Below are 10,970 nucleotides of genomic sequence, written 5' to 3'. Positions count from 1 at the left end.
GTGCCCGCCGGAGCCTCAGCCTCGGCGAACGCAGGGGCGATGCCGGCGTCCAGTCCCACTATCGCGATCAACGCAGCAGCTCCAGCTGCCGCGACACGGCGCAAACGATGTTGCCGCAAGATTCACACACTTCCTTACTCAGTTAAACGCACGTGCGTCAGAAATTCCTGCCCTACGAACCCAAGCTGCAGGCATAAGGAACGTTCGCGGCAGACATGCCGAGACCGCACAAACCTAACACCTTAAAATGCTGAAGTTTTACACATTCTCCTCCGCTGCCGCTCACCAGATTTCTGCGATCCCCTCGCACTTATACACACGGAACCGACCCTCTGTGCGAAGCGTCGACTTTCCACGTGCGCGGCCCCCTTGGACTACGTGTAAGGGGTACTGAGGCGTCGGGCTTTTGGGCAACGCCACGAGAGGCAGGCGAAGTGGCGATCGCGCTCAAATAAATGCAGGCCCCCGGCGAGTCGGCCACTATTTCTGCGGGTCACGGGAACTATCAAGCCTGCGACGTAAGCACTGATACCCAGCAGACACCAGGTGTTGTGTCGCGCTCAACATGCAGGTGTCGCGTGTCCAGCAACCGTCATACCAAGGGTGCGCTGAGGCGTGCTCGGCCGGTTCCTATCCTCAGGCTAGGACTCGGAAGTTCGCGTGGGAGAATAGGGTTCATGTCTGAACAGCGCGCAAGCACGCCCCTCGAAATCGGCTCCGAGATCGAGCTCGAAATCACCGGTATTGCCCACGGCGGCGTGAGCGTCGCTCGCCACGAGGGGCGCGTGGTGTTCGTCGCCGACGCGATCCCTGGTGAGCGCGTGCTCGCCCGCGTCACCGACCAGAAGAAGAAGTCGTTCGCCCGCGCCGCGGTCACGCGCGTGCTCGATGCCTCGGACGACCGCCGCGAGCACGTCTGGGCGGAGGCATCGCTCGAGCGCGACCCCGCCGAGCGCGCGGGCGGCGCCGAGTTCGGCCACATCGATCTCGCGCGCCAGCGCGTGCTCAAGGCAGAGGTGCTCGTCGACTCGATGGCTCGCTTCGGCGACATCGAGCTCGCTGGCGAAGAGGGCGAAGACTTCTCCGAGACCCTCGCAGAGCTCGTCGAGGCCGCCGACGGTGATGACGAGGCGAACGGTCTCGGCTACCGCACGCGCGTTCGGCTGCACGTTGACCCTGAGACCGGCGCCGTCGGCCCCTACGCCGCGCGCAGCCGCACGGTTGTACCCGTGTCGTCGCTGCCGCTCGCGACTGACGGGGTCAACCAGATCGCCCCGCTCGCCGAGGCGATGCAGGGCCTGCAGACGATCGACCTCATCGACCCCGCGAACGACGACCCGCGCATGCTCATCACCGAGATCGGCCAGAAGGAGCGCCGCGGCGAAAAGGATCTAGTCGCCGAGCTCGTTGAGGATCGCGGATTCATTGTCCGTGCGGGCGGCTTTTGGCAGGTGCACCGTGAGGCGCCCGCGATGCTGTTCGGCGCCGTGCACGACGCGATCTCCGACCTCATCGAGGCGGGTCAGTTCGACCCGGCAGCCGGCAACCTTGACCTCTACGGCGGGGCAGGCCTGCTCGCGGCAGCTGTCGCCGAGGCCGCCGGGCCGGGGCTGAAGATCACCTCGGTCGAGTCAGACCCCGACGCGACTGACAACGCCGCCGAGAACCTCTCCGAGATTGTCGGCGCCCGTGCTCTGACCGCTCGCGTCGATAAGTACCTTTCCGAGTTGCTGGACGCTGCAGCGCCGGTGCGCGACCGCCTGCGCCGCGGCACCATCGTGCTCGACCCGCCGCGCTCGGGTGCCGGCGGCGATGTCACCGCGCAGCTCGCAGAGCTCGCACCCGCGAACATCGTCTACGTCGCCTGCGACCCCGTCGCGCTCTCCCGCGATACGAAGTCGCTGCTCGACTCGGGCTACGACCTGCTCGAGCTGCGCGCCTTCGACATCTTCCCGCACACGCACCACTTCGAGTCGCTCGCGGTCTTCAGTCGCGCAGAGTAGGGGCTGTGGGGGCACTGGCCTCCGCTCCCGGCCAGCCCCTCTCCCGGCCCAGCGTATGTAATCTGTAATTCGCATGCAGGTTTCGTACGCCTGGGGCATTGCGTGTACAGATCACAGGTGGAGGGGCTCCTCGGGACCCCAGAGAACCCCAAAGTTAGGCGAACAGCGCCTTTCGGCTGTCGATGCCGAGCTTCTGCAGCACGTTCGAGACGTGCGTCTTCACGGTCGGCACCCCGACGAAAAGCTCTCGGGCGATCTCGGCGTTTGTGTATCGCTGCAGCATAAAACCGAGCACTTCCTGCTCCCGAGCCGTGAGCACGGAACGCTGAACCCGCTCCTCGATGCTGCGAGCACTCGCCCCGGCGTCCGTCGCGACGTTCCACACCCTGCTCCCCCGCGCCGTCGCACGCACGGTCTCGACGAGCCGGCCCTCGGGGTGATCTTTCGTGAGAAAGCTGTCGGCGCCCGACAGGAAGGCGAGCGTCGCGTCTGACTGACTCGTGTACGACGTGTACATCATGACGCGGGGGCCGCGCTCAACCGCCTTGATCTCACGGCAGAGTTCGAGCCCGTCGCGCACCCCGCCGAGCCGAAGCGGCAAGATCACGAGGTCAGGCGTCGTCTCAGCGACTGCGGCGAGCGCCTCCGTCGGGTCAGTTGCCTCGGCCACCACCCTGAGATCATCATGCGCGCCGAGCACCGTCGAAAGGCCGAGGCGCACTATCGGGTGGTCTTCGACCAGCACGATCTTCAACACGTCCGTCACGCGTCACTCGCTTCAAAAAGCGATGCGGGGCACCATTCGTGCGGAATCGTGACCCGCGCTGTCACCAGCGGGTTCACCGCTTGGCTCACCTCGGTCCGCGCAATAAGACTCGTCATCCGGTAGGCATCTTCCCACGGAAGCCCCCGCCACGCCTGAATCTGATCAACAGCGGTTGAGAAGCCCATTCGGACAGCCTCGTCAAGCGTCTCCGCGCTCGCAAGCAGGCTAAGCCCGTCCTCGTGAATCAACGCGGGCAGCTCGCCAGAGTAGACCGCGCTGGTTGCGTCAGCACACGGCACCGCCCGCTCAACACGCAGGCGCACACGACCAGCGATCTCTACACCTGTTCCTCCGAGCTCACCGTCACCCTGTACCGCGTGGAGGTCGCCTACTGCGAGCAGGGCTCCGTCGTGATGGGCACGCAGGAAGATTGCGGTGCCGGCGTGCAGCAATCGTGTGTCAAGATTTCCGCCATGTGCCCCGGGCCAAGAAGATCCGACGGGCTCACCGGCAGGAGCTACGCCGATTACTCCGATCATGGGCGCGACAGGAACGGGGGTGTCTGGCGTGATCCACGCGTAGCCGTCGCGCACCTGCACGACGCGAGTGCTCGGTTCCGTGATCCGTTCGCCAAGTACTCCCAGCCCAGGCGAGAGCGCCATGATGCCCGCATCAGCGATATCGATGCCTTCGATATCGACGCGGATCATGTCGCCAGCACGAACGCCCTCGACGAACACCGGCCCGGTTGCCCGATTGAAATGCGCCATGTCAATATGCGGCCGAAGCACCGCCTCTGAAGTGATCTGCCCTGCGTAGCAATCCTCGGTCTCGCATTCGAAGACCTCCCCCAGCGCGACCACGGCGACCGGCTCGTGATGAGCCGAGAACGCCGTGATCGCGGATGCCGCTGAAATGCGACGCATCAGGCCCAGCCGTCAGGCACGAGTCCAAACGCTGACACGAGCGAGTAGACAAAAGCGAGGCCGAAAACAAGAATGAGCAGGCCCTGAATGATCGGGTGGGAGACCCAGCCCGCCTTCCACGCCGGCTCCTGGTCACCGTGCTTGCGTGCCCGGTGCAGCATTAGGACGGGGACGATAGACATGATTGCCCCTGCAAACCCGCCCGCATAACCGAGTGCAGATACAAACCCCGCGAGTTTGAAGACGCCGATGAGGAATGCCGGGATCGCAACGATCGCGATAGCAGCCACTCGGTAGCCCGGAGCGCCCTCCGACGGCCACTTGAACCTGTCGAAGATGTTGGTCATGAGCGTGAGTGCGATCGCCCAGAACGATGTCATCATCGCGAGCACCGCGAAGATGTTCGCCAGATAGTACGCGGCGGAGCCGAGCTCCTGCCCCCACGCCACGGTAACGACTTCGGTGATGCCTTCACGGCCCATCATGCCGAGCGCTGCGAGCGGAACGAGTGCGAGCAGGAACCCTGTTGCGCACATGCCGACAACGATCGCGCGGGGTAGCGCACGTGGGTTCGTCTCTGCCAGTCCCCGTGCAAGCTCCGGGACGGTGTACTGCGCAATAAACGCGAAGACCGCGAGGTTCACGATCGGGATAATAAAGAACGGCTGCACGTACGTCACGTTTGCAATGTCGATGCCGGGGCCAAAGAATGTCCACCCGCAGAGCACAAGGATAAGCACAAGCATCGCAATCGTAATCGCCTGCTCTGAGCGGCCAGTTGCTTGCAGACCGAACCAGACCACAAGGACCCCGGGGATGAAGAAGATGAGACTTCCGACTGCCTCAGGCAGGCCGAGCAGTTCGGAGAGGATCCGCCCCGAACCCGAAGTGTAGGCGATGAGCGCTCCGAGGCCGTTGACGGCGACGCCGGCGAAGACGAGCCACGACCCGACATTGCCGAGATACTTCTTCGCGAGCCCAGCGAGCTGCAACGGCTCTTTGGTTCGCAGTGCGACCTCGGCGACGTAAAGCATCGATGCCGTAGTCAGGAACCCTGCGACGATGAGCGCCACAAGCAGCGCGGGAAAGCCGCCACTTCGCGCTCCGTAGGGCAGCGCGAGAATGCCAGCTCCAATGTTCGCGCCAAAAATGATCGCGACACCTTGCCAGAAGGTGATCGCGGTGCTGTGCGGCTTGGCCGTTGCCGTCTGGGCGCCTGCGCCCGATTGGGTAGCGGTAGTCATGTTGTTTCTTTCTGGTGTTCACTATCTCGGGCCCGGCACACCACCGCGTCAACTCACGAAGCTATGTGGTTGCCCCAGGGCCCTACCCATGCAGCTCCGCAGGGCACGTCTCACCATATGGGCTGGGCCCAGTGAGCTCATCATCCTCTTGGGATGAATTCGCAGTCAGATTTCATCCCCCCGGACGGATCTGCTGCCAAACGAATAATCCTAGCCTGAGTGGCGGGGCAGATATCGCCTGGGCGCGGCCCCCACACCCAACACGACCACGAGAGCGCAGAGCCACATCACCATGAGCGATTCAGCACGCCGATCACAGATCCTCACCGAAGCCCTCGGCCAGGGCCTCCTCCACGAGGAGCACTCGCCCCTCGTCTCATTCCTCGACTGGGAGCGGGTGCAGCTCAACGTTGAGCACCTGCTCCGCGCGTTCCCCGCCGATATCCCCGTGCTCCACGCGTTCGCGGTGAAGGCGAACCCGCTCGTGCCTGTGCTCAAGCGGCTCGGCGCGCTCGGCATGGGCGCTGAGGTCGCGAGCGACGGCGAGCTGAGCGCCGCGCTTGCGGCTGGCATCACTCCTGACAGGCTCGTCTTCGACTCCCCGGCGAAGTCGTGGGGCGAACTGCGCCGGGCGCTCGGCCTGGGCGCCGCCCTCAACGTCGATAACTTCCAGGAGCTCGCCCGGGTTCGCTCGATCATCGAGGAGAGCGGGTCGGATTCAGAAATCGGGATCCGCTTGAACCCCCAGGTCGGGGCCGGTTCAATTGCGGCGATGAGCACCGCAAGCGCGCACTCGAAGTTCGGTGTGCCGATGCGCGACGCGGGCATGCGTGAGCAGCTCATCGAGGCGTACCTCGCGTCGCCGTGGCTGCGGCGAGCGCACACCCACGTCGGGTCGCAAGGCTGCCCGCTCCCCCTCATCGCCGAGGGCGTGAACGAACTCGTGGGCTTCGCTGACGAGGTGAATGCTCGCGCGGGCTTCGCGCAGATCCGCACCCTCGACATCGGCGGCGGCCTGCCCGTCGACTTCGCAACCGACAACCCGATCTCGGCGTTTGACGACTACGTTGCCGCGCTCGCTGAGGGCGCGCCGCGCCTCTTCTCGGGCGACTACGAGATCGTCACCGAGTTCGGCAGGAGCATCCTCGCGAAGCACGGCTTCATCGCGACCTACGTCGAGTACACGAAGGAGGTCGGCGGTCGCCGCGTGGCGATCACCCACGCAGGCGCGCAGGTCGCGACGCGCACGGTGTTCATGCCCGAGGCCTGGCCGCTGCGGGTCGAGGGCTTCGAGGCGACCGGAGCGCCGAAGCCGGCCGACATCACCGCGATCCACGACGTCGCTGGGCCCTGCTGCTTCGCGGGCGACCTCGTCGCGCGCGGGCGGGAGCTGCCGCTGCTCGAGCAGGGCGATCTCGTCGCGCTGCTCGACACGGGCGCGTACTACGCGAGCAACCCGTTCCACTACAACTCGCTGCCCGTGCCGCCCGTGTATGGCGTCGAGCACGCGGGAACGGCGCCCCTGTTCACCGAGATCAGAGGCGCCGTTCAGCACGATCACCAGCACGGGGGTCAGCCCGAGCTGCAGCTCGCCCGCTAGCGGAGCGAGGTGCGGCGGTCGACCGAGCGGGCTCCCCACATTGCGAACACGACGCCGGCGACGAGCGAGACGAGGAACACCCCGATGCCGAGCACGCTCGGTTCAGCCGCAGCCGTGCCGCCCGGCTTCAGCGCCGCGAGGAAGTCCGGGAACATGCCCTGCGCTACGAACGCCCCGGCATCGGGCCCGCCGATGCGGATGCCGAGGGGCACGAACAGCATCGCCGCGAGCCCGAGCAGCTGCATCACGAAGTAGAGCGCGACCGCACCGATGACGGGCGCGCCGAAGCCGAGGTGGTTGAACCGCCCCTCCGCACCGATCGACATGAGCGCGGCGCCCGCGATGACCCAGAACACGAGCTGGATGGTGAGGGCGATGGCAATGAACCAGCCGAGCCCCGGGTCGAGCATCGTAAGCCCCTCGCGGAGGAAGTCGAGGGGCGCGACGCCCTTCGAGACTGCGAACGCAACCGCGGCAAGCGCGAGGAGCGCGACCGTCACCACGGCGGCGGCGAGGGAGGCGGAGATGCCATAGAGCACCTTCGCCGCGAAAATCGCCCGCCCGCGCACCGGAATCGTCATCGTGAAGTAGCCCTGCGCGCCATACATCGTGCGCCAGTAGTGCGCAGCGAGCACGGCGAGCACGACGGGGGTGAGCGCGATCGTCCCGCCGATGCCCGCGCCGAGCCCAAGCCCGTCGAGGATCGGCACGCGGAGGATCGCGAGGGCGTAGCCCATCAGGATCACGACGAGCATGATTCCGACGGTCGTGAAGAGCGCTTTGCGCGTCGAAATGAACTCCTGGCTCATTAGCTTGGCGATCATGCTGCGTACACCTTTCTGAAGAGAGCGTCGAGGCTCACGCCGTGCTCCTCGCGGAGGTCGTCGGCGCCGCCCTGCAGGAGCACGCGCCCAGCACGAAGGAACACGACGGAGTCGACGATTGACTCGACGTCTTGGATGAGGTGGGTGGAGACGAGCATGAGCGCGTCTTCCGCGAAGTTCGAGAGGATCCCGCGCAGGATCACGTCGCGCGAGGCGGGGTCGACGCCCGAGATCGGCTCGTCGAGCAGGTACACGCTGGCGCGGCGGCTCATGGCGAGCGAAATCTGCAGCTTTTCGCGCATGCCCTTCGACATTTCCTTGAGGCTGCGGTCCCACGGAAGGCCGAAGAAGTCGACCATTTCGCGCGCTTTCGCCGCATCGAAGTCTGCGAAGAACCTCGCGTACTGCGCGATCGAGTCTTGCGGCTTGTGCGCATCGGGCAGGAAGGAGGCGTCGGGGAGGAACGAGACGAGCGCCTTTGACTCGGCCCCGGGCGCGTGGCCCGCGACGCTGACGGCGCCCTCCCACTCGGCGAGCACGCCGGCGAGGATCTTTAAGAGCGTCGTCTTGCCGGAGCCGTTGTCGCCCATGAGCCCGACGATCTGGCCGGGCTGGAGGGCGAGGTCGAGGCCGGCGAGCGCGGGGCGCCCCCGGTAGGCCTTTGTCAGGCCGCGCACCTCAATCGCGGGTGGTGACGGTGGCAGGTGCTGCTCACTCATCGGGTGTCCTTTCGGTCGGTGCTGGGGCGGGCATGGCCCCCCAGCGTCGTTCAAGCAGTAGCGCGGTCTCGGGAAGGGTCATGCCGAGGCCGCGTGCCGTCGCCACGAGCGCATCGGCCTGTGCCGCGGCGAGCGCGGTGCGCGCCAGGGCGATGGCGCCCTCGTCGCGCGTCACGAACCTGCCTGCGGTGCGCTCGGGGAGCGTGAGCCCCAGGCGGTCGACCTCACCGAGCGCCTTCTGCACGGTGTTCGGGTTGACTCCGAGCTCGAGTGCGAGCTCGCGCACCGAGGGAACCTTGAGGCCCGTCGGCCACTCCCCCGAGGCGATGCGGCGCCTAAACTCGTCGACGAGTTGTGCCCAGATGGGCCGGGAATCGTCGAGCTGCATGTGTGTCCTTCCTTCGACGGGGCTAGCACCCGCCATGTACCACTGTATTACGACAGTGACACAGATTGCAACCGGAGATGCCGATACCGTGGTCTAGTGACCTCGTTCGATCGCTCAGCTCCCTGCCCCTGCGGCCTTGGCAACCCATACGGCGCGTGCTGCGGCCCGGTTCATGACGGCAGTCCGGCGCCGACCGCGACGCAGCTCATGCGATCCAGATACAGTGCCTTCGCAATTGGCGACGCCGCCTACCTGCTGCGCAGCTGGCACTCGAGCACTCGGCCGAGCGAGCTGGAGCTCGACGGCGACACCCGGTGGCTCCGCCTCATCATCGAGGCGAGCGAGCGGGGCGGGCCGTTCGACGATGCCGGGACCGTCACATTCACCGCGATCGGACGCACCCCAGAGGGTCGCTTCGAGCAGCACGAACGCAGCGCCTTTGTGCGCGAGGGCGGCAACTGGTTCTACGTGGCCGAAGACGGGGCCGGGGCGTAAGCCACGACACCCCAAGCGGTGCTACCCAGCGCCGCGCACCTCACCTATGCTCGTCCCATGGAAGCGATCAGCAATCTCCTTGCTCAGTGGGGCGACGCGTTCTGGACGTGGCTCGTGCTGCCCGTCGTCGTAGCACTCGGCCTCTACCTGACCGTTCGCTCGGGCGTCGTCCAGTTTCGCCTCCTCCCAGACATGTTCCGCACCCTGACAGACAAGACGCCGCGCGACGAGCACGGCGCCCCGCAGTCGGTCTCCGCCTTCCAGGCCTTCACGATCTCAGCGGCCTCCCGCGTCGGCGTCGGCAACATCGCCGGCGTCGGCACCGCGATCGCCGTCGGCGGCCCCGGCGCCATCTTTTGGATGTGGCTCATGGCGTTCATCGGAGGCGCCTCCTCGTTCGTCGAGTCGTCGCTCGCACAGCTCTACAAGACTAAGGACGCGTCGGGGTTTCGCGGCGGGCCTGCCTACTACATGGAGCGCGGGCTCGGCGCGCGCTGGCTCGGCGTCGTCTTCTCCGCGGTGCTCATCGTCTGCTTCCCCATCGCGTTCTCTTCGTTGCAGGCAAACACAATCCAGGCCACGCTAGCGGGGAGCCTCACCGCGGGCACGCCAGACTGGCTACCGATTGCCACGGGCTGCGTGCTTGCCGCGCTCATGGCTGCCGTGATCTTCGGCGGCGTGCGCCGCATCGCCTCGGTCACGCAGACCCTCGTCCCCCTCATGGCGCTGCTGTACTTGCTCATTGGGCTCGTGATCGTCGCCCTCAACATCACCGAACTGCCCGCCGTGTTCGCAACGATCTTCTCGTCGGCGTTCGGCGCACAGCAGGTCACCGGAGCTGCGCTCGGCTACGTGATTCTCACGGGCATCAAGCGTGGGATGTTCTCGAACGAGGCGGGGCTCGGGTCGGCCCCGAACGCCGGGGCCTCGGCCGCGGTCACCCACCCCGTAAAGCAGGGCCTCGTGCAAACGCTCGGCGTCTACTTCGACACGTTTCTCATCTGCTCGATCACCGCGTTCATCGTGCTCGTGGCGGCGCCAGACCTCACCGGTGCAGCCAAGGGCATCGCTCTCACCCAGAGCGCAATCTCAAGCTCGCTCGGCCCGTGGGCAAACGTGCTCCTCACGATCATCATCTTCCTGCTCGCGTTCTCGTCCATCCTCGGAAACTACTATTACGGCGAATCGAACATTGAGTTTCTGAGCACCGGCAAGCGGGTGCTCGCTGGCTATCGCATCATCGCCGTGCTCGCTGTGTTCGCCGGCTCGGTTGTCTCCGCCGATATTGTCTGGAACCTCGCCGACGGCATTATGGGCATCATGGCGCTGATCAATCTCGTCGCGATCGCGCTCCTGTCGGGCGTCGCGTTCAAGCTGCTGCGCGACTACACGGCACAGCGGAAGCTTGGCCGTGATCCGGTATTCACCCGCGACAGGCTCCCCGAGATTTCCGGCGTCGAGCAGTGGGCCGATGAGCAGTCTGTCACCGGCGTGATCCCGCTCCCTAAGAGCGAGCGCGGGCACGAGCAGTAACGAGAGGAGCGGTCCCGCCGAATCAGGATCCCGAGCGCACCGCGGCGCGCAGCGTGTCGAGGAGAGAGCTCAGGTTCTGGAGCTCATCGTCGCTCAGGCCGTCGACCCCGCGGGTTCCGCCCGGCACGTTCGCCAGCTGGTCGCGCAGACCCCACCCCTGCTCAGTACAGAAGACGCGCACCTGCCGCCCGTCAACCCCGGCGCGCTCACGCGAGATGAAGCCGCCCTGCTCAAGCCTCGCGAGCAGCGGCGAGACTGTGCCCGAGTCGAGCTCGAGCTGCTCACACAGCTCGGTGACGGGCCTGCCGTCGCCGCCCCAGATGGCCTGCAGCGTCAGGTACTGCGTATAGGTGAGGTTGAACGCCTGCAGCTCGCGCCGATACGCACCAACCATCGCGCGCGATGCCGCGTACAACTGGAACGTGAGCCTGTCGGACACCCCGACATGCTGCCGGCTATCTCCGAGATCCAC

At 66.0% G+C, this 10,970-nt stretch carries 11 protein-coding genes; 4 read left to right on the top strand and 7 right to left on the bottom strand.

The features are described from left to right. The first annotated feature begins 677 nt into the window (after nt 1-677). On the top strand, nt 678-2,003 hold the full coding sequence (locus tag FB468_RS11395) for a class I SAM-dependent RNA methyltransferase (protein WP_141887448.1): 1,326 nt from the start codon (nt 678-680) through the stop codon (nt 2,001-2,003). A gap of 154 nt (nt 2,004-2,157) precedes the next feature. Here FB468_RS11395 and FB468_RS11390 read toward each other — a convergent pair whose 3' ends face one another. From FB468_RS11390 to FB468_RS11380, 3 genes are read right to left on the bottom strand one after another with little or no spacing between them, the layout of a single operon-like run. Next, on the bottom strand, nt 2,158-2,769 hold the full coding sequence (locus FB468_RS11390; protein ID WP_141887447.1) for a response regulator: 612 nt from the start codon (nt 2,767-2,769) through the stop codon (nt 2,158-2,160). Continuing rightward, the gene (locus FB468_RS11385; protein ID WP_141887446.1) at nt 2,766-3,695 is read right to left on the bottom strand and encodes an acetamidase/formamidase family protein; all 930 of its coding nucleotides are present in this window, start codon (nt 3,693-3,695) and stop codon (nt 2,766-2,768) included. Before FB468_RS11385 ends, FB468_RS11390 begins: the two co-directional genes overlap by 4 nt. Then, nucleotides 3,695-4,939, bottom strand: coding sequence for an aromatic amino acid transport family protein (locus FB468_RS11380; protein WP_141887445.1), 1,245 nt, complete (start codon nt 4,937-4,939; stop codon nt 3,695-3,697). The genes FB468_RS11385 and FB468_RS11380 overlap by 1 nt, the downstream gene beginning before the upstream one ends. Before the next feature lie 292 nt (nt 4,940-5,231). On the opposite strand from FB468_RS11380, the gene FB468_RS11375 reads away from it, so the two are divergent. After that, nucleotides 5,232-6,539, top strand: a complete 1,308-nt coding sequence (locus FB468_RS11375; protein WP_141887444.1) for a type III PLP-dependent enzyme domain-containing protein — start codon at nt 5,232-5,234, stop codon at nt 6,537-6,539. Here FB468_RS11375 and FB468_RS11370 read toward each other — a convergent pair. Genes FB468_RS11370 through FB468_RS11360 form a run of 3 tightly spaced genes read right to left on the bottom strand, consistent with a single transcriptional unit; the run spans nt 6,536 to nt 8,470 of the window. After that, nucleotides 6,536-7,363 carry a hypothetical protein gene (locus FB468_RS11370; protein WP_141887443.1) on the bottom strand — a complete coding sequence of 276 codons (828 nt, stop codon included), beginning with the start codon at nt 7,361-7,363 and terminating at the stop codon, nt 6,536-6,538. The two genes, FB468_RS11375 and FB468_RS11370, sit on opposite strands and share 4 nt — an antisense overlap. Beyond that, nucleotides 7,360-8,082 (bottom strand): ABC transporter ATP-binding protein, encoded by a 723-nt coding sequence (locus FB468_RS11365; RefSeq protein ID WP_141887442.1) that lies wholly within the window; start codon nt 8,080-8,082, stop codon nt 7,360-7,362. The genes FB468_RS11370 and FB468_RS11365 overlap by 4 nt, the downstream gene beginning before the upstream one ends. After that, nucleotides 8,075-8,470 carry a GntR family transcriptional regulator gene (locus tag FB468_RS11360; protein WP_141887441.1) on the bottom strand — a complete coding sequence of 132 codons (396 nt, stop codon included), beginning with the start codon at nt 8,468-8,470 and terminating at the stop codon, nt 8,075-8,077. The genes FB468_RS11365 and FB468_RS11360 overlap by 8 nt, the downstream gene beginning before the upstream one ends. A 96-nt stretch (nt 8,471-8,566) precedes the next feature. Here FB468_RS11360 and FB468_RS11355 point away from each other — a divergent pair, with 96 nt between their 5' ends. Both FB468_RS11355 and FB468_RS11350 read left to right on the top strand, forming a co-directional pair. Then, a complete protein-coding gene (locus FB468_RS11355; protein ID WP_141887440.1) occupies nt 8,567-8,965 on the top strand; it encodes a YchJ family protein in 399 nt (132 codons plus the stop codon). A 57-nt stretch (nt 8,966-9,022) separates the two neighbouring features. Further along, complete coding sequence (locus tag FB468_RS11350; RefSeq protein ID WP_141887439.1) at nt 9,023-10,498, top strand: alanine/glycine:cation symporter family protein; 1,476 nt, start codon at nt 9,023-9,025, stop codon at nt 10,496-10,498. A 22-nt stretch (nt 10,499-10,520) separates the two neighbouring features. Here FB468_RS11350 and FB468_RS11345 read toward each other — a convergent pair whose 3' ends face one another. After that, nucleotides 10,521-10,970 carry a MarR family winged helix-turn-helix transcriptional regulator gene (locus FB468_RS11345; RefSeq protein WP_170219707.1) on the bottom strand — a complete coding sequence of 150 codons (450 nt, stop codon included), beginning with the start codon at nt 10,968-10,970 and terminating at the stop codon, nt 10,521-10,523.

Source organism: Leucobacter komagatae (assembly GCF_006716085.1).
Taxonomy (GTDB): domain Bacteria; phylum Actinomycetota; class Actinomycetes; order Actinomycetales; family Microbacteriaceae; genus Leucobacter; species Leucobacter komagatae.
Note: the sequence above shows the minus strand (reverse complement) of the source record. Positions and strands in the feature narration are given on the sequence as shown.

Coding starts and splice junctions, on each gene's coding strand:
- FB468_RS11395 (WP_141887448.1), top strand. CDS start 678: ATGTCTGAACAGCGCGCAAGCACGCCCCTCGAAATCGGCTCCGAGATC.
- FB468_RS11385 (WP_141887446.1), bottom strand. CDS start 3,695: ATGCGTCGCATTTCAGCGGCATCCGCGATCACGGCGTTCTCGGCTCAT.
- FB468_RS11380 (WP_141887445.1), bottom strand. CDS start 4,939: ATGACTACCGCTACCCAATCGGGCGCAGGCGCCCAGACGGCAACGGCC.
- FB468_RS11375 (WP_141887444.1), top strand. CDS start 5,232: ATGAGCGATTCAGCACGCCGATCACAGATCCTCACCGAAGCCCTCGGC.
- FB468_RS11370 (WP_141887443.1), bottom strand. CDS start 7,363: ATGATCGCCAAGCTAATGAGCCAGGAGTTCATTTCGACGCGCAAAGCG.
- FB468_RS11365 (WP_141887442.1), bottom strand. CDS start 8,082: ATGAGTGAGCAGCACCTGCCACCGTCACCACCCGCGATTGAGGTGCGC.
- FB468_RS11360 (WP_141887441.1), bottom strand. CDS start 8,470: ATGCAGCTCGACGATTCCCGGCCCATCTGGGCACAACTCGTCGACGAG.
- FB468_RS11350 (WP_141887439.1), top strand. CDS start 9,023: ATGGAAGCGATCAGCAATCTCCTTGCTCAGTGGGGCGACGCGTTCTGG.